General features: G+C 71.9%; 21 protein-coding genes. 10 read left to right on the top strand and 11 right to left on the bottom strand.

Going from position 1 to position 23,546, the window contains the following annotated elements; translation table 11 throughout:
- Positions 1-15 precede the first annotated feature (15 nt).
- Positions 16-279 (top strand): DUF4031 domain-containing protein, encoded by a 264-nt coding sequence (locus ABZ861_RS10625; protein WP_361626937.1) that lies wholly within the window; start codon positions 16-18, stop codon positions 277-279.
- 87 nt (positions 280-366) lie between these two features.
- Here ABZ861_RS10625 and ABZ861_RS10620 read toward each other — a convergent pair whose 3' ends face one another.
- The 3 genes from ABZ861_RS10620 to ABZ861_RS10610 are packed head-to-tail and all read right to left on the bottom strand — an operon-like array spanning position 367 to position 2,762.
- On the bottom strand, positions 367-828 hold the full coding sequence (locus ABZ861_RS10620) for a gamma-glutamylcyclotransferase family protein (RefSeq protein WP_361626934.1): 462 nt from the start codon (positions 826-828) through the stop codon (positions 367-369).
- A gap of 38 nt (positions 829-866) precedes the next feature.
- The gene (locus tag ABZ861_RS10615) at positions 867-1,421 is read right to left on the bottom strand and encodes a GNAT family N-acetyltransferase (RefSeq protein WP_361626931.1); all 555 of its coding nucleotides are present in this window, start codon (positions 1,419-1,421) and stop codon (positions 867-869) included.
- 15 nt (positions 1,422-1,436) lie between these two features.
- Positions 1,437-2,762, bottom strand: a complete 1,326-nt coding sequence (locus ABZ861_RS10610) for a hypothetical protein (protein ID WP_361626928.1) — start codon at positions 2,760-2,762, stop codon at positions 1,437-1,439.
- Between the two features lie 668 nt (positions 2,763-3,430).
- Here ABZ861_RS10610 and ABZ861_RS10605 point away from each other — a divergent pair.
- From ABZ861_RS10605 to ABZ861_RS10585, 5 genes are read left to right on the top strand one after another with little or no spacing between them, the layout of a single operon-like run.
- Entirely contained in the window at positions 3,431-3,847 is a 417-nt protein-coding gene (locus tag ABZ861_RS10605) for an ATP-binding protein (protein WP_361626925.1), read from the top strand.
- A complete protein-coding gene (locus ABZ861_RS10600; protein ID WP_361626922.1) occupies positions 3,847-4,887 on the top strand; it encodes a thymidylate synthase in 1,041 nt (346 codons plus the stop codon). The genes ABZ861_RS10605 and ABZ861_RS10600 overlap by 1 nt, the downstream gene beginning before the upstream one ends.
- Positions 4,884-5,444 carry a nucleoside-diphosphate kinase gene (locus ABZ861_RS10595; RefSeq protein WP_361626919.1) on the top strand — a complete coding sequence of 187 codons (561 nt, stop codon included), beginning with the start codon at positions 4,884-4,886 and terminating at the stop codon, positions 5,442-5,444. The genes ABZ861_RS10600 and ABZ861_RS10595 overlap by 4 nt, the downstream gene beginning before the upstream one ends.
- Before the next feature lie 28 nt (positions 5,445-5,472).
- Complete coding sequence (locus ABZ861_RS10590; RefSeq protein WP_361626916.1) at positions 5,473-6,651, top strand: radical SAM protein; 1,179 nt, start codon at positions 5,473-5,475, stop codon at positions 6,649-6,651.
- Positions 6,648-7,250, top strand: a complete 603-nt coding sequence (locus tag ABZ861_RS10585; protein WP_361626913.1) for a 3'-5' exonuclease — start codon at positions 6,648-6,650, stop codon at positions 7,248-7,250. Before ABZ861_RS10590 ends, ABZ861_RS10585 begins: the two co-directional genes overlap by 4 nt.
- Positions 7,251-7,318: 68 nt before the next feature.
- Here ABZ861_RS10585 and ABZ861_RS10580 read toward each other — a convergent pair whose 3' ends face one another.
- The gene (locus ABZ861_RS10580) at positions 7,319-8,365 is read right to left on the bottom strand and encodes a GNAT family N-acetyltransferase (protein ID WP_361627051.1); all 1,047 of its coding nucleotides are present in this window, start codon (positions 8,363-8,365) and stop codon (positions 7,319-7,321) included.
- Between the two features lie 34 nt (positions 8,366-8,399).
- Positions 8,400-9,125 carry a hypothetical protein gene (locus tag ABZ861_RS10575; RefSeq protein ID WP_361626910.1) on the bottom strand — a complete coding sequence of 242 codons (726 nt, stop codon included), beginning with the start codon at positions 9,123-9,125 and terminating at the stop codon, positions 8,400-8,402.
- 337 nt (positions 9,126-9,462) lie between these two features.
- On the opposite strand from ABZ861_RS10575, the gene ABZ861_RS10570 reads away from it, so the two are divergent.
- Positions 9,463-10,140 (top strand): maleylpyruvate isomerase family mycothiol-dependent enzyme, encoded by a 678-nt coding sequence (locus ABZ861_RS10570; protein WP_361626907.1) that lies wholly within the window; start codon positions 9,463-9,465, stop codon positions 10,138-10,140.
- Between the two features lie 83 nt (positions 10,141-10,223).
- Entirely contained in the window at positions 10,224-10,943 is a 720-nt protein-coding gene (locus ABZ861_RS10565) for a copper homeostasis protein CutC (protein ID WP_361626904.1), read from the top strand.
- 177 nt (positions 10,944-11,120) lie between these two features.
- On the opposite strand, the gene ABZ861_RS10560 is transcribed toward ABZ861_RS10565, so the two are convergent.
- The 4 genes from ABZ861_RS10560 to ABZ861_RS10545 form a co-directional block, all read right to left on the bottom strand.
- Positions 11,121-13,085 (bottom strand): UvrD-helicase domain-containing protein, encoded by a 1,965-nt coding sequence (locus tag ABZ861_RS10560; protein ID WP_361627048.1) that lies wholly within the window; start codon positions 13,083-13,085, stop codon positions 11,121-11,123.
- Positions 13,086-13,729: 644 nt separating this feature from the next.
- Positions 13,730-13,990 carry a helix-turn-helix transcriptional regulator gene (locus ABZ861_RS10555; RefSeq protein WP_361626901.1) on the bottom strand — a complete coding sequence of 87 codons (261 nt, stop codon included), beginning with the start codon at positions 13,988-13,990 and terminating at the stop codon, positions 13,730-13,732.
- Entirely contained in the window at positions 13,990-14,622 is a 633-nt protein-coding gene (locus ABZ861_RS10550) for a DUF2975 domain-containing protein (RefSeq protein ID WP_361626898.1), read from the bottom strand. Before ABZ861_RS10550 ends, ABZ861_RS10555 begins: the two co-directional genes overlap by 1 nt.
- Positions 14,623-14,849: 227 nt before the next feature.
- The gene (locus ABZ861_RS10545; RefSeq protein ID WP_361626895.1) at positions 14,850-15,605 is read right to left on the bottom strand and encodes a hypothetical protein; all 756 of its coding nucleotides are present in this window, start codon (positions 15,603-15,605) and stop codon (positions 14,850-14,852) included.
- A gap of 702 nt (positions 15,606-16,307) precedes the next feature.
- Here ABZ861_RS10545 and ABZ861_RS10540 point away from each other — a divergent pair.
- Together ABZ861_RS10540 and ABZ861_RS10535 are read left to right on the top strand one after the other, a co-directional pair.
- A complete protein-coding gene (locus ABZ861_RS10540; protein WP_361626892.1) occupies positions 16,308-16,499 on the top strand; it encodes a hypothetical protein in 192 nt (63 codons plus the stop codon).
- Between the two features lie 17 nt (positions 16,500-16,516).
- On the top strand, positions 16,517-17,734 hold the full coding sequence (locus tag ABZ861_RS10535; RefSeq protein ID WP_361626889.1) for a glycosyltransferase 87 family protein: 1,218 nt from the start codon (positions 16,517-16,519) through the stop codon (positions 17,732-17,734).
- Between the two features lie 203 nt (positions 17,735-17,937).
- On the opposite strand, the gene ABZ861_RS10530 is transcribed toward ABZ861_RS10535, so the two are convergent.
- Together ABZ861_RS10530 and ABZ861_RS10525 are read right to left on the bottom strand one after the other, a co-directional pair.
- Positions 17,938-19,581: a DNA repair helicase XPB gene (locus ABZ861_RS10530; RefSeq protein ID WP_361626886.1), complete on the bottom strand. Its 1,644-nt coding sequence runs from the start codon at positions 19,579-19,581 to the stop codon at positions 17,938-17,940.
- Positions 19,582-19,964: 383 nt separating this feature from the next.
- Positions 19,965-23,219, bottom strand: coding sequence for a helicase-associated domain-containing protein (locus ABZ861_RS10525; protein WP_361626883.1), 3,255 nt, complete (start codon positions 23,217-23,219; stop codon positions 19,965-19,967).
- Positions 23,220-23,546 lie beyond the last annotated feature (327 nt).

The raw sequence follows: 23,546 nt of genomic DNA, 5'->3' as shown, positions 1-23,546 counted from the left end.
AGCCGTGACCCTCCCATGACCGTCTACATCGACCCGCCGCACTGGCCCGGCCACGGCCGCATGTGGTCCCACCTCGTCAGCGACGTCTCCTACGACGAGCTGCACCGGTTCGCCGCGGCCCTCGGCGTCCCCCCGCGCGCCTTCGAGCGGGACCACTACGACCTGCCCTCCCACCGCTACGCCGACGCCGTGGCGGCCGGCGCGGTGGAGATCCGCAGCCGCGAGGTGGTCCGCCTCCTGCACGCCTCCGGCCTGCGCCGCCGCAAACACAGCGGCTGAAATCCGCGACCGGATCCCACGCTCTGGGCGCCTGCACTCGCGGTCGACGTTCGACAAGCTCTGAGGGCTCCTCGACCGAGGTCCAGTTCACTGGCCGGCTTCGGCGGCCAGTCTCGGGGCGATGCGCGCACAGCGAGCGGCGTACTCCTGGAGGTGACGCGCTCTGAACTCCTCCGCTGCCCAGCCCTCGTCGCATACGTCGCCGTCCGGCCACACGTAGGCGAGCCCGTGTCCACCGGAGGCCAACGCGACCTCGCGCAGGTCGTAGCGATCGTCCTCGAAGGCGTCGAGGATCGCCCACTCTCTCCTGCTGAGGTCGGTGAACAGCAGACCTGGCGCCGCGGAGCCGGAAGCCGCCACAAGTCCCGGGTAGACGCGCCCGGCCAGAGAGGCCGCACGCCAACCTGGCGCCAGCGCCTTCACGTGGTGGGGTACCCGGCCGATCAGTGCTTCGAGAACCGAATCGAACTGGAGCGTGCCGTAGGCGAAGAGGGCATTGCCGTCGGGCGAGAAGCGATCCCGGCGACTCGCAGCCACAGGGAGGGGCACGGGCTGAGCGGTAAGTCGGCGCATAGTCGTTCCGGTCGTCACGGGCTGATCAGGCACATCGCGTCGTAGGTCGGCGACTCGGGGGCGTGCTTGATCTCCCCCATCACTGAATACCCCCATCGCAGGTAGGCATCGTGCGCCGGCTGGTTGTCGGTGATGCACGTCAGAGTGGTGACGGGTTCCGCCCGCCCTGTGAGCACGGTGTCGTGAATCTCCCTGCCGAGTCCCTGGTTCTGGAGGTCGGGGAGAACCATCAGCTCCCGAAGCCAGAAGACCTGTCCGTCGTCCGCGAGGGTCTGGAGCCGCTTCGGCCTCCTGTCCCCGAGGGAGGTCCACCAGGGCTTGTCGGCGGCCAGCGTCGCACCGTGCACGTAGCCGATGATCTGGCCGTTTCTCCTCGCGGTCACCGTCTCGAAACCCTCGCTGTCGAAGGCGGCTTCCAGCCGCTGGCGAAAGGAGTCGACGGAGAAGAAAGGGTCGCCGATATATGGGGGCGTGTCATACACCCGGGCATACACCTCGACCAGTTCATGGGTGATTGCCTTGACCGAAGCCCCGTTGTACCGCTGGTACTCCGCATCCACTGCCTGCATCTCTCCTCTGCTCCATCATGCGACGATCGCACGGAGCTCTTCGAGCAGGTCCCCCACCCCGCTGGCGCGGTCATGAGGGGCCAGTCCGTCATGGACGATCTTCAACTGCTGCACTGCTCGCGCGGAAGAAATGCCCGCTGTCCGGATCAGCCCAATGGCCTTCTTCGTGGCGTCGACGCTCCGGTCGATGTCTCTGGAGCCGATGGCCGCGGCCGCGAGCCGCCCTAGGCACATGCCTCGGTTGCGTGAGTGCGCCACGTCCTGAAGCCGCTCGGAGCGTGCCAGGAGCGTCTTCGCACGCGCCGTCTGGCCGAGGTCGAGCCGGCACATGCCTTCCAGGCAGACCAACTCGGCTTCGTTGAGGAACATCGTCCAGTCGGGGTCACGGTCGCCCGTTCCCCGCTCCCACTCCGTCCAGGCTCGCTTGATCGCAGACTCGCAGTTGAAGTGGTCACCGACTCGGGCGTGTCCTTGCGCCTCACGGATCGCCAGAAGCGCAGACACCCGAGTCGGCGCGCTCCACATGCCCGCGTGCGTCTGCGCGAGTCGCGCGAAACGGATGGCTTCCCGCCCCTTGTTCAGGTCGACAGCCTGGCGAGCCATGTTGCTCAAGGTCCGACTGGAAAGCACATCGTCCCCGGTCAGAATCGCGGCGTTCAGGGCCTCGGAGAAATACTGACGGGCCTGCGTGTGCAGGCCGGCGTCGTAACTGAACCAGCCGAGGCTGGTGGTGAACTTCCCGGCGAGCGCGTGAAGTCGCTGGCCAAGTTCGTCGTCGTAGATACCTCGGTCGATCATGTGGTGCACCCAGAGCAAGTGGGCGCGCGTGGGTCTCCAGAGGCGGTTGCCGCCGAATTGCTGGTCCTGCGCGTCCATGTCGTCCGCGGCGTCCCGCAGAAGCGCTACCTCGTCCTCGGCGATCTTCCAGTCCGCAGCCCCGGCCGCGTCGGTCGTCGTCTGAGCCAGCCATGGCGGCGGGTCCTGATCGTCCCCGGCGAGCAGCGGGACCGCGATGGCCGAGTGCTCCACGAGCGGGAGCGCCGTCGCGACCGCCATAGCCGAGGTGCCGGAGGCATCCTCCCCCGTACACGGGTGGAGTCCCAGGTCTTCGACCGACCGCTGGAAGTACAGCTCCAGAACCACCCGCGTGTCCGGATGCGGATACGGGCGCGGCCTCGACTCGCTCTCCCATTTCGACATCTGCCGAACGGTGAAGGTGGGTCGCCTCGAAACCCGTCCCTCGGCAGCGAGCCGTCCCGCCAAGGCGTTCAGTTCGCCAACCGCCTTCTCCTGGGTCCGGTTGCGGCTTTCGCGTAACGCTCTCATCGGGCTGCGGCTCACCGGATACCCCCTTACCCACTCGTGTCAGCTCACCGTAACTGTCGACTGGCAGCTCTTGTGCGGAGTCGTCGACAAAAAGGCTGGTGAGAGGAGGAGGGCGTCCAGAAGGGCGGGTGAAAGGCGACAAGAGGGCGGCTGAGGTTCCGGGGAAAGGACCTGTTCACTCCCCTCGATCACCGGTGCACTAGGTGACAGCGGACGCACTGTGCGTACCGAAGTCTTGAAAGCCGACCTGGGAGGGCTCATGGAGACCCACGTCGTAACGGGCGAACACGCGTGTCCGTCCGCCTGGTCGGCCAAGGCGACTTCCGCTCCGTCCGCGTCAGGATCCTGGCCTGACTGGGAGGCCGCCGTGCTGACCTGCTTCAGCCTCGGCCATGCCGTGTGCGCGCCGGGAGTTGCACCGCTGACGCGTGGTGTGCCGGTCGAATGGCCGGAGGCGCCCAGCGCCGCATCGGTTGTCGCCGATGCTCTTCTGCTCGCCGCTCCGGTGCAACTCGTCCGCTGCCTTGCCGGAGCACGGTCCCTCCTCACCCCCCGATGACGGACGGACGCCTCCCAGCAGGGTGGTATCCGCAGTCCGGGCGGTCCTTCGAGTCCCCCCAGAGGACGTGATGACAACGACTGCCGCACCACCGCGCCGCGCTCCCCAGCGTGACGGCACCCTCATGAACGCGACCTTGCAGATCGCGAAGCGACCGCCGGGCGAGCCGCCTCCGTCGGAAGACGGCGAGCAGGTCATCGTCATGCGGCGCCGGACCCGGGAGCGTCTGAACTCCTGCGGCTTGGCGAACATCGCAGACGAGGCGGTACTGATCGTGTCCGAACTGGTCACCAACGCCATCGTGCACAGTGGAGGCCAAAGGATCACGGTCACCCTCTCGCGGCGAGAGGAGTTCTTACGCATTGACGTGCGCGACGGAGTCCCCAGCGATCACGCCTTGACGCAGTCGCCCAGTGACTTCGACGAGCACGGCCGAGGCCTGGTCCTCGTGAAGTTGATCGCTGAAGAACAGCGCGGCGCCTGGGGTGTCGAAGACGGCGGCGCCACTACATGGTGTGAACTGAGTGCGGTGGCGCGCTGATGGCGAACAGCGAGAAGCCCGCGCTCACCGCACCGACCTTCCACAGCGTGGAAGGGGCCTACCTCGCCCTGCTGCAACTGGCCTCGACCAACTTCGAACAGCACATTGAGGCACGGGGCAACGCTGCCCGCGAGGTGATCGGCGTCAGCTTCCGGCTGTCCGACCCCCGTCAGCGGCTTCCCTACCTCGCGAGCAGAAAGACCAACCCGGTCTTCCAGTTCGCCGAAGCCCTCTGGTACCTGTCCGGCCGCCGCGACCTGGAGATGATCGGCTACTACGCGCCGTCGATGCGGTCCAGCTCCCGTGACGGAGTCACACTGGGCGGCTCCGCTTACGGGCACGCCTTGTTCAACCCCGTTGACGGCGACACGACATCCCCCTTCGACCATGTACTGGAAGTACTGCGCACAGAGCCGGACAGCAAGCGTGGGTACCTCCCCGTCTTCTCCGCCAGGGAGTCAGCCGTCACCGACAACCCCGACGTGGCCTGTCTGGCGGGCCTCCATCTGCTCGTCCGAGACGGACAGTTGCACATGGTGTGCAACATGCGGGCCAACGATCTCGACTGCGGCCTCCTCAGCGACGTGTTCTCCTTCACGATGATCCAGGAGTACGCAGCCGTCCAACTCGGCCTCCAACTGGGTCACTACACGCACACCATCGGCTCCGCGCACGTCAACGACCGGAACGAAGAGCGGATCCGCGAGGTACTCAACGAGGCGCACCTGCGCCGCGCCCCTCAGCGGTTCCCCTTCCCCGCCATGTCCGCCGAGAGCCGCCCCTCGACGATCCGCCGGCTCCTGGAGCACGAGGAACTGCTGCGCACCAACGCGGTGACGTACAGCGCGGACCAGATCGCCCACCTAGATCTGGAGGCCTACTGGCAGCAGGCAGTGCTGCTGTTCGAGGTATACCGGCAGATCCGGCACGACAAGACTGACACGGTCAGCCGTCAGGTGCTCGACGCCCTGCACCCCGGGCTGCGCTGGCTCCTCGCACACAAGTGGACTGCGTGCGCGACCGCGGAGGCCGCGCGATGAGCCGCAAGCCGCCGTCCGGCGCGGTGATCGAGGGGATCGACTTCGCCTGCTGGGCCGTGGTCCTGTGCAAGCCGGACGCCGTGGAGCGCGGGCTGGTCGACGCCGTCCTGGAACGGATCGCCGCCAAGGGCGCCACGATCGTGAACCGGCAAGAAATCACCGCACAGGCGTGGCAGGCCCACGTTCATTACTGGGACCTCCTGGTGGACCGCGACTGGTTTCCCGACCGGGACATCCCCGCCTGCCTGGACGAGACGTACGCCGGACGCAACGTCACCGTCGCACTGGCCCACGACGAGCCGGGCGTGCACGCCCGGCTGCGCGATCTGCTGGGCCACTTCGACCCCGCACAGGCCGCGCCCGGCACGATCCGCGGTGACCTCGGCAACGACAGCCTCTCCACGGCTCTCGCCGAGAAGCGACTCGTGCGCAACCTCGTCCACACCAGCGACGACGCCGACGCCGCCCGCCGCGACTTCGGCACCTGGTATGGCGCCGGCCGCCGCGCTCTCCTCACCGCGGAACTCCCGGCACAGTGCACGCCCGGCGAAGCCTGACCCACACGACCCACACCATGGAGACGTGATGAGCACTCCCGCCATCGGAGCCAGGCGAGCCCTGCCGATCCTCACCTCCGACAAGCTTGGCGGCCTCAAGAAAGAACTCGCCGACGTGATCGAGTACCGGAAGTCGGGACTCTCGCTGAACTGGATCGTCGGCTGCCCGCTCGACTGCGGGTACTGCGTGCGGCACCTTTTCCAGAACTTTGAGATGAAGGTCCCCCGCCGCCTGATGAGCGACGAGGAGGCCGTGCGCCGCCTTGTGGGGCACCAGTACTTCCGCCCCCACCAGACCCCGATCCAGCTTCTGAACCGGGCCACCGACCCGATGCTGCCCGTCGTCAAGCCTCACCTGTTCACCGTGCTGCGGCAGCTCGACGACCAGGGACTGACCAACCACGTCCTGATCATCACCCGGTGGCGCGTCAATCCCGAGGACTGCGCCGTCCTCAACAGCTTCACCAACCTGCGGCTGACCGTGCTGGTGACCCACTCGCACATCCAGGACGAACGGATCGAGCCGGTGGACAGCGACATCGCCGCCGAGAGCCTGCGCACGCTCTTCGAGCGCGCCGAGCGGTACCGCACCGTCCTGTACTGGCGCCCCATCGTCCCGGGCTTGAACGACTCCGAAGCCGACATCGCCCGCGCCAAGGAACTGTCCCAGTACGCGCACGCCACCGTCTTCACCGGCCTGTTCTTCCGTGAGGAGATCGCCGCGTACTACGAGGCGCACGGTCTGAGGATGCCGTATGAGCACACCGCCCGGCGCAAGATCATGCCCGAGGCTGCCGAGCGGCGCGTACTCGATGCCTTCGAGCAGGACACCTCCTGGGGAGCGCTGTTCCGCAAGACCTCGTGCGGCGTCGCCTACGCGCACGGGGAGGCCGACTACAACGGGCACTACGGCGTCCGCGAGCTGTGCGACATCTGCCCGCCCGAGCAGATCGCGAAGTGCGAGGCCGCCTGGGCCCGGCCGGACCCGGAGGCCGTCACGCGGGAAGCGCGCGAACTCGGCGCGACCGGCCGGATCGAGGTCGACGACCGTGCCATCGTCGTCGAAGGGCTGGACGAACCGCCGCGCTATTACCTCCAGCACGGCTTCGGCTACCAGTGCCACGACCGAGCCAAGCCCCACCACCACCGCCGGCACGGCCGAGCCGACATCGGCTGGACGGCGGAGAACGGAACACCCAGCGCATGAACTTCTCCTCCTGGCCCGCCTTGTTCGTGGTCGATGTCGAAGGCAACGGCGCCAACCCGCCCGACCTGGTCGAGGTGGCCGCGCTCCCCGTTCGCGACGGGCGGCCCGACAAGAGCATCGCCGGCGCATGGCTGACCAAGCCGAAGCGGCCCGTCACGCCCTTCGCCGCGCGCGTGCACGGTCTCACTGACCAGGTGCTCGAAGACGAGCCGGGCTGGGAGGAGATCAAGGACGCGGTCCACGACCTGCTCGGCACGGCGTGGATCGCCGCCCACAACGCCCACGTGGACTACCGCGTCCTGTCCGCGCACCTGCCGCAGTGGCAGCCGGCCGGAGTCATCGACACGCTCCGGCTGGCCAAGGCCGCTTATCCCGAACTGCCGAGGCACAGCCTGGACGCCCTGATCAAGCACGCGTCGCCGGACCTGAGCCAGGCCCCCGGGCAGCGCCATCGCGCGGCCTTCGACGCCTACGCGACCGCTCAGCTCCTCAACGCCATGGCCGACCGGTACGAGAGCTGGGATCAGCTCGTGGCCGTCGCCGTTCCGCCCGGCCTGCCCGGCGCCCCGGATCTCGAGCAGGAGCCCACCCTGTGGTGACGCCGACGAACCTCATCCGCATCGGCGTGAGGGGAACCCACTCCACCGGCAAGAGCCTGATGATCTCTTCACACGGGCAGTTCGTAGGCGAGGTGATCGTCCTCCGCGTCGCCCACTCGCTTGAAGCCCGCGCGTTCCAGGACCCGTTGGGAGGGGACGTTGTCCGGGGCGACTCGGGCGAACAGGCGGCGTACGCCCTCGCGGGCCGGGGGCCATGCCGTCAGCGCGCGCAGCGCCTCGGTGGCGTAGCCGCGGCCCCGGGCTGACTCGGCGAGGTCGTACCCCACCTCCGCGGCGCCCTCCTCGTCCGGCGGCCCGTGGAAGCCCATCGCGCCGACCGCGCGGCCGTCCTCCCGTCGCACCAGCAGGAAGGCGCCCCACTCCGGCCGGTGCACGCCGTTCTCGTACGCCTTCACGATCCCCCCGGCGGCCCCCCGCGTCCCGCTGAACGGGCCGCCCTCGACCCACGGGACCCCGCCGTCCCCGCCCGCGTGCAGGTCGCGGGCGGCGGCCGGGGTGACGCTCTCCAGGACGAGCCGGCCGGCGGCGATCGCCGGGGGGTTGCTCCAGCGCCACTCGGCGACCGGCGCCCGGCCGGGCAGCTCGCCGCGGCCGGTGGCCCACAGCAGGGTCGGCCAGGGCTCGGCGCCCGGCCGGACCTGCGGGAAGAGCCATGCCAGCAGCTCCTCGCACAGCTCGGCGGGCGGCTCGTACGCCAACTCCAGGCCCTGCGCGATGTCATGGGTGTGCAGCAGCACCTCGGCGACGCCCATCGCGGCGAAGCCCTCGCGGTTCGCGCTGCGGAACGGGTACGGGTGGAAGGCGCGGACCTCCCGGGGCGTGGTGCGGACGGCGGCGGCCAGCAGCGCGCCGGTCGTCTCGATCACGTCCAGCGCCTCCGCGGCGCCGGCGCCCTCGTCGAGGCTGATCGTGAAGGGCACGTAGGCGTTCTGCGGCCGGCCCGCCAACTGGCCCGCGTAGGAGACGAGATCGCCGGCGACGTGCTCCGCCGTCTTCCGGCAGCTCCACTCCAGCCGTCCGGCCCGCACCCCCTCCCAGTCCCGGTCCGCCGCCGTCCGCAGCAGCGCCACCGCGCCCGCCACGGCCTGCTCCACCTGAGTCCCGCCCCATGCATGCACGATCGGCAGGTTAGGTGTCGCCGGACTCCGGCGGCGACAGCATTTCCAGCTCCGCCGCGAGGTTGTAGCGGGCCGTCGCCTCCCAGTGCCGCTGTCCGTACGGCGTGCGGAACAGCGTCGGCCGGGCGAGGAGCCGGCGCAGGATCGCGGCCCGGCCCGCGCGGAAGGCGTCGTTCGGGACGAAGTGGTACTCCTCCCGGACGGCGGCCGTGTACGCGGCGTACGCGGACGGCGGCGCGGCGAGGATCGCCAGGTCGGCGTCGCACAGCACCTGGCCGTCGGGGTCGTCGCCGCCCGGGTCGTGGTCCACGGTCAGCCGGACCAGGCGGGCCGCCTCGGCGGTCGTGCGCGTCGGAACCCCCGCCTCGGTCAGGGCGCGCTCGGCGAGCCGGGCGGAGCGCTCCTCGTTCTCCGAGCGCTCGGGCAGGTAGACGGCGTCGTGGAACCACGCGGCCAGCCGGACCGCGTCCGGGTCGGCCGCGTACTCCGCCAGCGCGTCGACGCGGTCCAGGACCGCCGTCAGATGCGCGAGCGTGTGGTAACGCCGCTGCGGCTCCTGCCAGCGGTCGAGCAGGTCGTCGGCGTACGGCGCCGGGTCGGGGCCCGGACCGTCCCCCCGAGCGCCCTCCAGCGCCCGGACCCAGCGGGCCCGCAGGTCGTCGAGGACGGCGGGGTCGACGGCGGCGGTGTGCGGGGTGTACGGGGGTTGCGGGGGGTGCGCGGGGCGATCGGCCATGCGGCCATTGTCCCGCGGGGTGGGGGGCGTGGCCGCTGTGCGGCGCCCCTATCCGCCGCAGGCGCCATCCTCTGAACGGTGCCCTCCGTACGGCGCCTGCTGCACGGGCACCCTCGTGCGGCGCCCCGTACGGCGTCGAGCCCTCACGCGGGCAGGCTGGCCCCGATCTGTCCCCCGCCTCACCTCACCTCACCTCGTCGCTTCGGCGCCTCGCCGCGAGGAGAGCGCGCGGGCGGGTCGCCGCGCGGCGGGCGGGAGTTCGGCGGCGGGGCCTGGTGCGAGCCGGTGAACCCTCCGGTCACGCCACCAGGCCGGTCACGGCACTAGCGTGGAGCCCATGACTTCTGTCGCTGATCTGCACGAGGTACGGGACCCCGAGCTGCCCGGCCGGCTGCTCGCCATGGAGCGCGACGCGCTGATCCCGCTGCTGCGGGGGCGCGCGGACGCGGACTTCGCGCTGCCGACCGCCGCGTGTCCGGGGTGGACGGTGCGGGACGTGCTCGCGCACTGCTCCGCCGCGCTGGACCGGGCGGTGGAAGGCCGGTTCGAGGAGGGCGTGTTCTCGCCCGAGTCCAACGACCGGGACATCGCCGAGCGCGCCGACTGGAGCAACGCCCGGATCGTGGACGCGCTGGAACGCGGGATGACCGAGGCGGGCGCGGCGATCGCCCGGTCCGGCGGATCGCTGGACGGTCTCGCGCTCGGCGAGTGGGTGCACGCCGGGGATGTGCGCGACGCCCTGGGCGAGCCGGGGGCGTACGCGGGCGCGGCGCTGGTCTGCGCGCTGCCCCTGCTCGCCCACGTCACCCGGCAGAAGGGGCACCTCCCGCTGCACGCCGACCTCGACGACGCGGACGAGCCGCTGAGGTTCGGCGACCTGAGCGGAGAGCGGCCCCCGGCCCGCTTCATCGGCGACGCCGCCACGCTCGTACGGCTCTACGCCGGGCGCCCGGTGACCGGCGAGGGGTACGAGTTGGCGGGCGCCGAGGAGGGGGAGCTGAACCTCTACGGCTGACCGGCCCCCGCCCGGGACTCCGTTCGGCGTACCCTGGGATTGGACTAGACCTGTACGCCGGGGAATCCGAGGAAAGGGGTCCTATGAGCATGCGTGCAGTCCTGGAGGTGATCGCGCTCGACGCCGAGGACGCGGTCGCCGCCCAGGCCGGAGGCGCGGACCGCCTTGAGCTGGTCACCGACATGGCGGCCGACGGGCTCACCCCGCCACCCGCGACGGTGGCCCGGATCCGCGCCGCCGTCGACGTCCCGCTGCGCGTGATGGTGCGGCTCGCGGACGGTTTCGCCGCGGGCGGCGCGCAGGGCGTGGACCGGCTGGCCGCGGTCGTGGGGGAGCTGCGGGCCGCGGGCGCCGGGGAGTTCGTGCTCGGGTTCCTCGACGCGTCCGGCGCGGTGGACCTCGCGACGGTGGAACGCGTGGTCGCCGCGCTGGACGGCTGTCCGTGGACCTTCCACCGGGCGATCGACCGGGCCGCCGACCGGGACGCGCTGCGCCGGCGCCTGGACGGCCTTCCCGGCCTCGACACGTATCTGACCGCGGGCGCGGCGACGGGCGTGGACGACGGGCTGCCCACGCTCGTCGCGGAGGCGGCGCGCGGCGCCGAGCCCGGCTACCGGCAGCGGATCATGGTGGGCGGCGGCCTGCGGCTCGACCACCTGCCCCCGCTGCGCGCCGCAGGCGTCGACGCCTTCCACATCGGCGGCGCGGCCCGCCCCGCCGGCTGGACCGGCCCGGTCTCCACAGCCGCCGTCGCCCAGTGGCGCACGGTCCTGGACGAGGAAACGGCGCCGGCGCCGGTGTGAGCCGCCCGGCAGTCGCCGGTCACCGCGCGGGCGCTGCGGCCACGGCACCCCTTCGGGCGGGGCGCCGCCCGCTCCCGCCCGGACCCGTGCCGCTCATGTCAAGACCAGCTAAAACAAACCATGCCAGGTCAGGGCAGGTCAGGGCAGGTCAGATGGACCAGAACAGGTCAGGACTGGTCAGGACAGGTGGGGTGGGAGTTCTGTCTGGTGGGTGATGATCAGGCCGGAGACCGCTCGGGTCAGGGCGACGTACAGGCGGCGCAGGCCGGTGCGTTCGTCGGGTTCGCCGTCGACCACGGCCTGGGGCTCGTCCAGGACGACGTAGTCGTACTCCAGGCCCTTGGCGAGCGAGGCCGGGACCAGGGTGAGGCGGGTCTCGGCCGTCGTCTCCTCGCCGGGGGACAGGTACGTCAGACCGGCCGCCGTCAGCGCCTCGGCGAGGGCGGGCACCCGGGCGTCGGCGGCGATCAGGCCGGTCGAGCCCTCGTGGCGCAGCAGCTCCTCGCAGGCGGCGACCGCCTCCGCGTCCCGCTCGACCGGGCGGACGCGGAAGAAGCCGGGGTTCTCCCGGACCGACGCCACCGGCGCCAGGCCCGGCGCGATGTGCGGCAGCAGCCGGGACGCGTAGGCGATGACGTCGGTCGGCACGCGGAAACCGGCCGTCAGCTCCTCCACCACCCCCTCGGACTTGCCCAGGTGCGCCAGCGCCTCCTCCCAGGTCCGGGTCGCCCACGGGGTGGTGCCCTGCGCCAGGTCGCCCAGCACGGTCGCGGAACCGGTGCTGCACCGCCGCCCGACCGCCCGGTACTGCATCGGGGAGAGGTCCTGCGCCTCGTCGAGGACCACGTGCCCGAGCGAGTGCGTGCGCTCCAGCAGATCCGCCGCCTCGTCGATCAGCACGGCGTCGGCCGACGACCACTTCGCCGACTTCGCCGACCGCGCCGGCCTGGTCCACAGGATCGCCTTCTGCTCCTCCTCGCTGAGGATCCCCTCGGCGTGCGCGGCGAGGAAGTCCGCGTCCGCCAGCAGCCGCAGCACCAGCTTCGCCGGGTCGAGCGGCGGCCACACGGCCTTGACGGCCGCCTTCACCGCGGAGTCGCGGGCGACGGCGTCCTGCACGCGGTCGTCCGGCGCCTCGCCCGCCCGCTCCATCTGCACCAGCACGGCGTGCGCGATGCGCTGCGGCAGGGCCTCGCGGGCGGCGCCGTAGCGGATGCCCCGGTCCAGCAGCGCGCGGACGATCTCCTCCAGCTCGTACGCCGGAACGCGCCAGCGGCGCGAGCCGCGGACCACCACGACCGGCTCGGCGGGCATCGTGACGTGCGCGTACGCCGCGCGGCGCAGCACCTGCGCCATGCGCGCGTCGCCCTTGACGAGCGCGGCCCCGGCGTCGTCCGCGCCGCGCACCTCCACCCGGGCCACCAGGTCGTCGACCGTGGCCTGCTGGACCGCCAACTCGCCGAGGGCGGGCAGCACTTGCTCGATGTAGTGCAGGAAGCTCCGGTTCGGCCCGATGACCAGGGTGCCGGTGCGGGCCAGCCGCTCCCGGTGGGCGTACAGGAGGTAGGCGACCCGGTGCAGGCCGACGGCGGTCTTGCCGGTGCCGGGGCCGCCCTGGACGCAGACGGTGCCGCCGAGGCCGGAGCGCACGATCTCGTCCTGCTCGGGCTGGATGGTCGCCACGATGTCGCGCATCGGGCCGACGCGCGGGCGCTCGATCTCCTGCTGGAGCAGCTTCCCCGCGCCGGCCGCCTCGGCCGGGTCGGAGAGGTCCTCGTCCTCGTACGCCGTGAGGTCCCCGCCGGTGTAGCCGAAGCGGCGGCGCAGCCCGACGTCCATCGGGTCCTTCTTCGACGCCCGGTAGAACGGCTGCGAGACCGGAGCGCGCCAGTCGACGACCATGGGGTCGCCGTCGGCGTCGTGCACGTGCCGCCGCCCGATGTAGAACTTCTCCCCGTCCGCGCCCTCGGCCAGGTCGGCGCCGGGCGCGTGCAGGTAGTCCAGGCGGCCGAAGAACAGCGGCGTCCCGCTGAGGTCGGCCAGCGCCTTGATGCGCTCGTCGATCTGGCGGGTGAGGACCTCGGCGTTGACCCAGTTCGCGGTGACGTCGCGGATGTCCAGCGACTCGACGTCCTCCCGCATGGCGCGCAGCGCGGTCCGGGAGGCGGAGAGGTGGGCGCGTTCGCGGGCGAGGGGGTCGGCGGGGGGCGGGGCGTCCGCAGGAGAGGGCGCGGGGGTGGCAGAGGGCGACGGCGAGGACGGCGAGGACGACAAGGGAATGCCTCCGGATGACCTGCGGGACAGACGGCTGCGCCGCGCGGGCGGTGCGCTGCGGCTGCGGGATCTGCCGGCCGGTTTCCGTCCGGCCGGCGGCACTCCGTGGCGGAGGCGGGCAAGAGCGGAGATTCTAGGCCGCGGCGCCGACCGGGCGCCAACCGGTTAACGGGCCGGACGAACGCGGTGTCGGTCAGCAGGCGGCGCGGCACTTGGGCGGGTGACGGCGGCAAGTCGTCCGGAGGTCTCCCCAGAACTCTCATGACAAGGACAGCGTCTGCGAACGCCACCCGCCGATCGCCCGCCTCTGCAAACCGATCGAGATCGGCGAGAACGTTCCGTCAACGACGTATGAGCCAGACTGCGGCGCCGACAACGGCGAGGATGACGATGATGAAGAAAAAGACTGACCAAGCGTTGAGCATTCCGAACACGGTTACTCCTAGTGCGATGATTGGCCCAGTTGTGCGGCGTCTGATGACCGATTCCGTAAATCGCCCACGGGGTAGCGCCTATGGGCCTGTATTCTGACGGGGATTACGAGGAGCGGTGGTTTGACAGGTGAGGATGTCGCCCGGTTGGCATTCGAGCACTTCGCAGATGCGGGTAAGGGTGGTGAAACGAATGGCCCGCGCGCGTCCGTTCTTGAGAACGGAGAGATTAACGTTGGTCACCCCCACTTGGGCGGCGAGATCAGTCACCGTCATGTTCCGCTCGCGCAGCAGATTTTCGAGGTGCACGGTGATGGCGTGTTCTTCGTGATCTCCTGCCATCACACCACTCCGTCGAGATCTTCTCGCATGTCCGAGCCGGCGCGTGTGATGCGCGCGAAAACGATGAGGCCGGCTCCGGTGAGCATGGAGAGGTAGGGAACGTGCCAGAAGTGCGTCCACCCGCCCGCGGTGAGAGGAGCGAGAGTGGTGAGCGTGGCCAGCAGCAGGGCCTGCACGTTGGCGACGAGCAGACTTCCCGCCAGTGGGACGAACAGCATCCACCGACCGAGGTTGGCCAAGCGAGCGGCGGTCTGCCGGGTGTAGACGCCATCGCGAGCCGCTGTCGACAGTGCTTTGTTCAACAAGTACAGACCGCCGACGGTGACGACCAGAAGCGAAAGGCCGACCGCGGTCTGCAGTAGATGCTGGTACGAGGTGGCGTGAGATGCGCAGAAGCGGGGCGTGAAGTCCACAGTGGAACGCCCCTTGAGGTGGGATGCGACATGATCGCTGCCGACGCCGACGGAGATCCAGTCCGCATCGACGCACAGGCTCGCACCTCCCCACGGGCCGCCGATCCGGCTGTCGAACCGCCCCCATATGAAGGTCAGGAGTGAAAGACCCACCAGGGTCCGGAGCGTCGCGGACACGAGGCCCGGCATCGGTCGGAGCAACTGAGAATCGCTGGCCATCGGCCCTCCTTATCGCTTATCGATACTATCGATAAGCGATAAGGAGGGCAAGGGGGCGGAGCGAGGCGATCGCGCGGGCTGGGCGCCGCGATTCGCGGTTCAGAGAGTCGGTAGGTCGACCGCCAACGCCGCAGCGGCGGCGCCGTCAGGGCTTCGAGCCCTGACGGCGCCGCTACAAGCTCACGTCGCGCTGACGCTTCGGGTCTCTCTCCGCGTCGTGGGCGCTGTCAGCTCAGGGAGCCGTGGCGGAAGCCGGTCTCGTCGGCCCACATGTGCTCGGTGGCGCTCCAAGAGGGGCCGGCGTCGATATGACCGGTCCACGCGGTCTCGCAGTGAGCGTTACCCGCAGCGGAGATCCAGTTCTGGACCGCCCCGTGCGAGAAGCTGCTGAACGGCACGTAGTTGTAGTGGGACGCCAGGCAGTCGTAGACCTTGTCCGCCCTGGTTGACGTGCTGTGGTAGTGCTCGGAGAGCTTGACCTGCGTGACCTTCACCCCGAACACGGTGTCGTTCACCCAGTACGAGGCGGTCCAGTCGCCGGAGCGGCCCAAGGAGCTGGGGGAGTTGCCGCCGCCACTGGTGTCGACGCCACCGCCGGCTACGACCTGGACGTCACCTCCGCCCTGGACGTCACCCTGGCTCTGTACGACGAACGTGATCGGCTTGCCGCTGTTCTTCCCGCCGGGGTCTTCCTCCGGGGTGTCGGCGGTCCCGGCGGTGAGGCCTGACATGAAGCTCGGGTCGTTGATGTAGTTGAGGAACTGCGCCTGCTGGGCGCCGGGAAGCGCCTGGTACTGCTGGAGGACCGTGGCCGCGCCCGGATCGGTGACCTCCTGGCTCTGCAGCCAGGAGACGTACTCGGCCGGAGTCGTGACGGCGCCACTCGCCGCATTCGCCTCGACCGGGAGCACCGTCAGCGCGAGCGAGCCGACGGTCGTCGCGAGCAGTACGGCCAGGCATCTGCTATTCGTCTTCTTTGACATTTCCCCACCCAATTTTCTTAACTTTCCGAGAGCGCCAGGGGAAGTCCAGCAGAATTTCCCCCGCGATAATCGCTGCGAAGTTCAACCGCTTTCCCTTTTTTGTGGCGACGAATGCAACGCTACCGGCCGCTCAAGTGCTTAGGAACGGGATTTTCGTTGGCTGTCTCGACGAGAACTCGCGTCTCCTCAAAAGCGCCCACGCAGGGTGATCAATTGCGTCTTGCACTGAAGGTCATAGGTGGATCAAGCTGGACACAGCGGAGTGGCTTGTGTGATCATCTGCACTCTCGTGTGAACCAAATCACATCGTCGACTTGAGATGGAATTGAGCTTCGGCGAATCCGCCGCGACCTGTCGCTGAAAGGGCTTGAGGAGGGCTTAGGGGACGCTTGGGGGTGTCTTGAAGGTTTCATGATCCGTTGATGAGCCTGCATGTCGACGCCGGCATGCAGCGGGGTCTGATATCGCTGGATGAAACCGGGATTCCGAGCTGGTCGAGGACCGGGTGGGTGCGTGTTTCAGAGGCCCGCGGGGGCTACGGGCCCTTTGCCGGATCTCGCTCGCCGCACGCGGCGGCCCGGTGCGGCAGGACGGCTGCTGCCGGGGCGGTACCGGGGTCCCCGCACGGGGTACGCGGGCAATGAAAGAGGTCGGCTCCGGAGACCGGTGCCGCCCTACGCCCCACGAGCCACCCTCGAGCCCATGAGCGCAGCCATCCTTCACCCGTCCCACCCCGGGTCCGCCGCGCGCCCGTCCGGCGCCACGGCCGTCCGGGGCAGCCACCACCACCTCCTGGGCGCCGCCCTGCACGCCGTCAAGGTGTTCGCGGGCGCCGCGTTCGACGTCGTCATCCTCGGGGAGTACGGCGAGGAGGCGGGCGTACGCCACAAGTGACCCACTAGGGTCACTCCGTGACAGAACGGACGGTGACCCGCCGGTCGCACGCGGCGACCTCCCTCGTCCTCCTGGCCGTCTCCCTCGCCGCCCTGGCGGTCCTGTTCGCCGTCCTCGGCGTGCAGACGCCCGACGCCCAGGTCTACCGGGCCGAGGGCGCGGCCGTCCTGCACGGCGGCGACCTCTACGGCCTCACGGTCACGGAGGGCAGGCTCCCGGCGACGTACCCGCCCTTCGCCGCCGTGCTGTTCGCGCCGGCCGCCGCGCTGTCCGTGCCCGCGACGCAGGTCGCGTTCTTCGCGGCCAACGCGCTCCTGCTCGCCTGGCTCGTCTCCTTGTCCGCCCGGCTCGCGGGGCGCCGCGCCAGCCCCGCCGCGCTGTGCGTCGCGACGGCACTCGCCCTCTGGCTCGAACCGGTCTTCCAGACCTTCGTGTACGGGCAGATCAACCTCGCCCTCGCCTGCCTGGTCCTGTGGGACCTCACCCGGCCGCCCGGCGCGCGGGGGAGGGGCGCCGCGGTCGGGGCGGCCGCCGGGATCAAGCTGACCCCGGGACTGTTCGTCGTCTACCTGCTGCTGCGAGGACGCCTGCGCGAGGCGGCCACGGCGACGGCCGCGTTCGCCGTGACGGTCGCCGTGGGCGCACTGGCGCTGCCCTCGGCCAGCGTCCAGTACTGGACCCGGCTCGTCCTCGACACCGGCCGGGTGGGCAAGCCGTGGATCATCGACAACCAGTCCCTCCAGGGCCTCGTCGCCCGAGCGCTGCGGGACCCCTCGCCCGGCGCGGCCTGGCTGCTCCCGGCGTGCGCGGCGGCCGTCGCGGGGCTGTGGCTGGCCCGCCGGGCGCCGCGGGAGCGGTGGGGCGTGCTGCTGACCGGGATGACCGCGCTGCTCGTCTCGCCGATCAGTTGGTCGCACCACTGGGTGTGGTGCGTTCCGCTGCTCGCCGTGCTCCTGGCCGAGGGGAGGCGCGGCTGGGCCGCGGTCACGGCGGTCTGCTTCACCGCCCGCACGATGTGGCTGGTCCCCCGCGCGGGCGACGGCGACCTGCACCTCGCGTGGTGGCAGCAGATCCTGGCCGCGCCCTACGCGCTCCTGACGCTGGCGCTGCTGATCGCGGCCGCCGCGGGCGCGTTCCGGGACGTCGGCGGTCGCCCCGGCCGGGCGGCCGCGGAGCCCGCCGCCGCCTCCACCGCCCCGTCCCAGGACGACCCTTCCGGATCCGGGCCGCCGTGACGGGACGAGCTGACGGAACTGGACGCGCCGTTCACGGGGGCGGGCGCGCGGCTCACGGGGCGGGGGCGGGGGTGCGGCTTGCGGGACCGGCCACGCCATGCACCGGACCGGCCGTGCGGCTCACCGGATCGGCCCCCCTCACCGGACCGGACCCACCACGCACCGGACCGGCCCCGTCGCTCAGGCGACCGGACTCGGCGCCGTCAGGACTCCTCCGTCAGCAGTTCGTCCGCGTCCATGATCCGGTAGGCGTAGCCCTGTTCGGCCAGGAAGCGCTGGCGGTGGGCGGCGAAGTCCTGGTCGATGGTGTCCCGGGCGACCACCGAGTAGAAGTGCGCCTGGTGGCCGTCGGCCTTCGGCCGCAGCACCCGGCCCAGGCGCTGGGCCTCCTCCTGGCGGGAGCCGAAGGTGCCCGAGACCTGGACGGCGACCGTGGCCTCCGGCAGGTCGATGGAGAAGTTCGCCACCTTCGACACGACGAGCACGTTGATCTCCCCCTCGCGGAAGGCGTCGAAGAGCTTCTCGCGCTGGGCGTTGGACGTCTCGCCCTTGATCACGGGGGCGTTCAGGTGCTCGCCCAGCTCGTCGAGCTGGTCGATGTACTGGCCGATGACGAGCACCTGCTGCCCGGCGAAGCGCCGCACGATCGCCTCGGTCACCTTCCGCTTGGTCGCGGTGGTGGCGCAGAAGCGGTACTTCTCCTCGGTCTCGGCGGTGGCGTAGGCGAGGCGCTCGGCGTCGGTCAGGTTCACCCGGACCTCGACGCAGTCGGCGGGCGCGATGTAGCCCTGCGCCTCGATCTCCTTCCACGGCGCGTCGAACCGCTTCGGCCCGATCAGCGAGAAGACGTCGGACTCGCGGCCGTCCTCCCGCACCAGCGTCGCGGTGAGCCCGAGCCGGCGCCGCGCCTGGAGGTCGGCGGTGAACTTGAACACCGGCGCCGGCAGCAGGTGCACCTCGTCGTAGACGATCAGGCCCCAGTCCCGGGAGTCGAACAGCTCCAGGTGCGGATAGACGCCCTTCCGCTTGGTGGTGAGGACCTGGTAGGTGGCGATGGTGACGGGCCGGATCTCCTTCTTCGTCCCGCTGTACTCGCCGATCTCGTCCTCGGTCAGCGAGGTCCGCTTCACCAGCTCGTGCTTCCACTGCCGGGCGGAGACGGTGTTCGTGACGAGGATCAGCGTCGTGGACTTCGCCTGCGCCATCGAGCCCGCGCCGACCAGCGTCTTGCCGGCGCCGCAGGGCAGTACGACGACACCGCTGCCGCCGTGCCAGAAGTTCTCCACGGCCTGCCTCTGGTACGCCCGCAGCGCCCACCCGTCCTCGGCCAGCTCGATCGGGTGCGCCTCGCCGTCGACGTAGCCCGCCAGGTCCTCGGCCGGCCAGCCCAGCTTCAGCAGCACCTGCTTGATCTGCCCGCGCTCGGAGGGGTGCACGGCCACGGAGTCGGGATCGATCCGCTCGCCGACCAGCGGCGCGACCCGCTTGGACTTCAGCACCTCCTCCAGGACCGGCCGGTCGGTGGTGGTCAGCACCAGTCCGTGCGCCGGGTGCTTGGACAGGGTCAGCCGTCCGTAGCGGTCCATGGTCTCCGCGATGTCGACGAGCAGCGCGTGCGGCACCGGGTAGCGGCTGTACTGCACCAGCGCGTCCACGACCTGCTCGGCGTCGTGCCCGGCGGCCCGCGCGTTCCACAGGCCCAGCGGCGTGACCCGGTAGGTGTGGATGTGCTCGGGCGCCCGCTCCAGCTCGGCGAACGGCGCGATGGCGCGACGGCACGCGTCGGCCTGCTCGTGGTCGACCTCGAGCAGCAGGGTCTTGTCCGACTGGACGATCAAGCAGGACACGCGTACCTCCGATGGTGGGATCGTCCTGTGGACGGACAGCACGGCCGCCGCGGCTTGGGCCCTTCCGCGCCGCCCGATGCCCGAAGGGGATGCCCGACGGGCGTCTGGGCGAGCGCGCGCCGGGAAGGCGCGCTGGCCGCCGCGTCCGCCGCGTCAGACGGTGACGCTGCGATGCCGTGACGCGAAACGGAAGATTCTACCTTGCCAGAGCGCCGGCAGGCGGTTCGCGCGGCATCGTGCCAGGCCGGGGGCGGGAACGCCGCCGCAGTAGGAGAAGACCTCGGCGGGGTCCGGCTATTCCCGGGGACGCCCTGAGCACGTCCGGAGCACGCCCTCAGAACGCCCTGAGCGCGCCCCGGGGCCGGCGGCTGCCCGGCGCGCGGTCAGGTCTGGTCGTCGGCCAGTTCGGCCACGCCGGTGACCCGGTGCAAGGGGTAGGTGCGGACCTCGTCGGCGGTGTGGTCGTACGCCGTCACGAAGCCGCCCTCGACGCGGATCGGGGCGATCACCCGCTGGCTCGCGGCGCCCTCGGCGTTGACGTAGCCGATCCACAGCGACTCGCCGGTGAGCACGGCGGCCTGCATGGTCGCCAGGGTCTCGGCGGAGCCGGTACGGGGCAGGTCGCCGCCCTCCGACGCGGCCGAGGCCGGTCTGCGGGGGGCGGTGGAGGCCAGGTCGCCCGCCCGGACGGCCCGGACCGCGGCGGACAGCAGGGCGCCGTCCGGGACGGGCGGGCCGTCCGGGACGGGCGCGGGAGCGGTGCGCGGCGCCGTGCGGTAGGAGTCGGCCCGGGTGATCAGGACGTCTCCCTCCGCGGACTCGGCCGCCGGGGCGTAGCCCATCGCGCGCAGGCCCTCCAGGAGCGCGGCCGGTCCGACCGGGGCGGCCAGCACGGTCGGCGCCAGGCGGCGCAGCCGCAGGGCGGCGGAGCGGCGGTCGGCCAGGATCTCGTTCAGCAGCGCGTCGTCGTCGCAGCGCACGTACGCCGACGCGGCGCCCACCCGTAGGTGCCCGTGCCGCCGGGCCACGTCGTCGATCAGGTACGCCAACGGCTGCGGGACCGGCGTACGGGAGTGCTCGGCGAGGAAGGCGTGCAGGTCGGAGGCGGTCTGCCCGGCGTCCAGGGCACGGCGTACGGAGGCCGGGGTGAAGCGGTAGACGGTGGCGCCGCCCTTGGACTCGACGTCCGCGAGCACGTCCAGCGTCTCGGCCAGCGGCCGGTGCAGCGGGCCGGGCGCCACCGCCGTCAGATCCGCCTGGAGCAGCACGTGGTCCAAGGGCTCGGGCAGCAGCGGGGCGAGCAGCCGGGCCACCTCGACGAGGATGGCGCCGCGGCGCGCTTCGGGTACGTCGACGGTGGGCCGGGGGGCCGGGGCGGGGTCGATGCCGGTGGTCTGGGCAGGCCCGGTGAGTCCGGTGTTCCCGGTGGGTTCGGTGGTCCCGGCGAGTCCGGTGGGTTCGGCAGGCCCGGTGGTCTCGGCGGGTACGGACGTCCCGGCGCGTCCGGTGGCTTGGGCAGGTCCGGTGGCCTCGGCGGGTCCGGTGGTCCCGGGGGGCTCGGCGGTCTCGTGGGATCCGGGGATCTCGGCGGGTCCGGTGGTTTCGGCCTCGGTGGTGTGGGCGGGCCCGGTGGTCTCGGCAGGCCCGTTGGTCCCAGCGGGTCCGGTGGCCTCGGCGGGTCCGGTGGTTTCGGCCCCGGTGGTCTGGGCGGGCTCGGTGGTCTCGGCAGGTCCCATGGTCCCAGCGGGTCCGGCGGTCTGGGGGATCCCGGTGGTTGAGGAGGGCTCGGAGATCCCGGCCGCCCCGGGCACTCCGGTCGTCTCGGGAGTCCCAGCCGTCCCGAGGGTCCCAGCCGTCCCGGGCGTCCCGGCCACCCCGGGGGTTCTGGGTGCCCCGGCTGCCCCGGCCGTCCCGAGAGTCCCAGCCGTCCCGGGCGTTCCGGATGCCCCGGCTGTCCCGGCCGTCCCGGTCGGACGGTGCTGCCGGTGGACGGGCAGCTTGTCGCCGGGGCCGCCGTCGGCGCCGTCCCCACCGGCGCCGTCCCCACCGGCCGGCGCGGGACCGGCCGTCTGCGGCCCGGTCTCCCGCGCGGGAGACGGCGCCGGCGCCGGGGCCGCTCCCAGCAGGGCCCGCCCGTGCGCGGAGAGCGCGCCGCGCCCGGTGACGCCCAGCAGCTCCGCCTCGGACAGCGTCCACTGGGCGAGCCGGGCGCGCAGATCGTGCTGGTCGGCGCGCTGCGGGCCGCGCAGCGGACGCTCCCAGCGCAACCGGGCCAGCACCGAATCGGCGGACGGCGCGGTCCCCTCCGGCAGCCCGGCGAGCAGGGCCAGCACCCGGCGGCGTACCTCCGGGGCCGCCGAGCGGTCCAGGCCGGGGCCCAGCGCGGACAGCGCGCGGTCCTTGACGTCCCGGCCGCCGATCAGGCCGGAGGTCCGCGTCGCCGCGAGCCACGCCCCGGCGAGGTGGGCCCAGCGCTCGGCGGGGGGCCGCTCCAGCCACGCGTCGTACGCCGGGGTCGCCGCGTACCGCTCGTCGGCCTCGCCGTCGGAGGCCAGCAGTCCGGCGGCGTAGGCCAGTTCCACCCAGAAGGCGGCCACCGGCTCGGGCACGTCCAGGGCGACCGCCGTGCGCTTGAGGTCGCGCACGCTCAGACCGCCCGCGCGCAGCACGTTCGGGCCGCCCTCGTCCCAGTCCTTCAGCAGCTCCTCGACGGTGGCCAGCGCGGTGTACGCCTGGCCGGCCGCGGCGGCGTCCACCGCCTGCGGCCGGTGCGCGGCAGCCGCCACGACGGCGGGCGGCGCCGGCTCGGGGACGCGGTGCGCGCGGCCCGCGCGCAGGTGCAGGGCCGCCTCGCGCGGGAGGACGACCGCGCCGGGGGCGGTGGGCAGCAGCAGCCCCCGGTCGAGCAGCACCCGCAGCCGGCGCGCCGGGTCGGCGGTGACCTGGCCGTAGGGCGGGCCCCACACCAGCCGTTCGAGCACGTCGAGAGAGTCGGCCGGGAGGCCGGCGAGCAGCGCGGCCATCCGCTCACGGTCGTTGAACAGGGCGCTGAGCGAGGCCACCGCGGACACCGAGTCATGGGTGGAGGGCAGCCCGGCCGTGGTCACGATCTGCTGGATCCGCCCCGGCGACATGCCCGACGTCGCTTCCGGCACGGTGGGGCCCAGGCCGGTCGGGGACGGGTGCTGCGGCGAGGGCGCGAGCAGTTCCCGGGCGGTGCGCACCAGGCGCAGCCGGTCGTCGTCGCCCCACACGAGGGCCTGCTCGCGCAGGGCGCGCACGGCGCCGGGAAGCGCGGCGGCGACGGCGGGGCCGGCTGTGCGTCCGGCGTCTCCGCCATGTCGGTCATGTACGGCGTCTCCGGCCATCAGGCCGAGCAGTTCGGCGTAGGTCGCCGGGTCGCCCGCCACCGCCAGCGCCTCGGCCGTCTGCAACGCGAACCGGTCCAGGCGCTCCAGGGCCCGCACCACCGAGGCCCGGGTCCCCGCGCGGGTGGCGAGCTGGGTGAGGTCGCTCGGCACGGGGGCGATGAGATCGGGGCGGCTGCGCAGAAGGGCGGCCAGGAAGGCGTCGTCGCGCCCGCGAAGCGCCTCCGCGAGCGAGCGGGGGACCGCCGCCGATTTCTCATCACTGCTCATCCGACCCACGGTAGCGGGTGGGTACGACGTCGGGGCGTGCCCGTGCGGCGGTGCGCCGCGCTCATGGCGCCCGGCGCCGTGGTGGCAGTGCTCGTGGCACCGGGCGTCGCGTCACCGCCGCCGCGTGTCGCGCTCCTGCCGCGCCGTCTCCGTATCCGTGGCGCGGCCGCCGTCGTCCAGCGTCGCGCTCGTGCCGTTCGGCGTCCGCGCCTGTGCCGCCGGACGTCGCGCTGTGCCGTCCGGTGTCCGCGTCTGTGCCGTCCGGTGTCCGCCCCGGTCCCGCGCCTGCGCCACCCGGTCCCGCGCCTGCGCCGCCCGGTCCCGCGC

It is taken from the genome of Streptomyces sp. NPDC046985, from assembly GCF_040644415.1.
GTDB lineage: Bacteria > Actinomycetota > Actinomycetes > Streptomycetales > Streptomycetaceae > Streptomyces.
The sequence above is the reverse complement of the archived record's forward strand: the minus strand, read 5'-3'. Positions and strand labels throughout refer to the sequence as shown.

What these genes read in the sequence shown, in the direction of transcription:
- ABZ861_RS10570 (WP_361626907.1), top strand. Translation starts at nt 9,463, where the DNA reads ATGACTTCTGTCGCTGATCTGCACGAGGTACGGGACCCCGAGCTGCCC.
- ABZ861_RS10540 (WP_361626892.1), top strand. Translation starts at nt 16,308, where the DNA reads ATGAGCGCAGCCATCCTTCACCCGTCCCACCCCGGGTCCGCCGCGCGC.
- ABZ861_RS10525 (WP_361626883.1), bottom strand. Translation starts at nt 23,219, where the DNA reads ATGAGCAGTGATGAGAAATCGGCGGCGGTCCCCCGCTCGCTCGCGGAG.
- ABZ861_RS10550 (WP_361626898.1), bottom strand. Translation starts at nt 14,622, where the DNA reads ATGGCCAGCGATTCTCAGTTGCTCCGACCGATGCCGGGCCTCGTGTCC.
- ABZ861_RS10600 (WP_361626922.1), top strand. Translation starts at nt 3,847, where the DNA reads ATGGCGAACAGCGAGAAGCCCGCGCTCACCGCACCGACCTTCCACAGC.
- ABZ861_RS10565 (WP_361626904.1), top strand. Translation starts at nt 10,224, where the DNA reads ATGAGCATGCGTGCAGTCCTGGAGGTGATCGCGCTCGACGCCGAGGAC.
- ABZ861_RS10545 (WP_361626895.1), bottom strand. Translation starts at nt 15,605, where the DNA reads ATGTCAAAGAAGACGAATAGCAGATGCCTGGCCGTACTGCTCGCGACG.
- ABZ861_RS10555 (WP_361626901.1), bottom strand. Translation starts at nt 13,990, where the DNA reads ATGGCAGGAGATCACGAAGAACACGCCATCACCGTGCACCTCGAAAAT.
- ABZ861_RS10575 (WP_361626910.1), bottom strand. Translation starts at nt 9,125, where the DNA reads ATGGCCGATCGCCCCGCGCACCCCCCGCAACCCCCGTACACCCCGCAC.
- ABZ861_RS10605 (WP_361626925.1), top strand. Translation starts at nt 3,431, where the DNA reads ATGAACGCGACCTTGCAGATCGCGAAGCGACCGCCGGGCGAGCCGCCT.
- ABZ861_RS10615 (WP_361626931.1), bottom strand. Translation starts at nt 1,421, where the DNA reads ATGCAGGCAGTGGATGCGGAGTACCAGCGGTACAACGGGGCTTCGGTC.
- ABZ861_RS10560 (WP_361627048.1), bottom strand. Translation starts at nt 13,085, where the DNA reads ATGCGGGAGGACGTCGAGTCGCTGGACATCCGCGACGTCACCGCGAAC.
- ABZ861_RS10595 (WP_361626919.1), top strand. Translation starts at nt 4,884, where the DNA reads ATGAGCCGCAAGCCGCCGTCCGGCGCGGTGATCGAGGGGATCGACTTC.
- ABZ861_RS10585 (WP_361626913.1), top strand. Translation starts at nt 6,648, where the DNA reads ATGAACTTCTCCTCCTGGCCCGCCTTGTTCGTGGTCGATGTCGAAGGC.
- ABZ861_RS10590 (WP_361626916.1), top strand. Translation starts at nt 5,473, where the DNA reads ATGAGCACTCCCGCCATCGGAGCCAGGCGAGCCCTGCCGATCCTCACC.
- ABZ861_RS10625 (WP_361626937.1), top strand. Translation starts at nt 16, where the DNA reads ATGACCGTCTACATCGACCCGCCGCACTGGCCCGGCCACGGCCGCATG.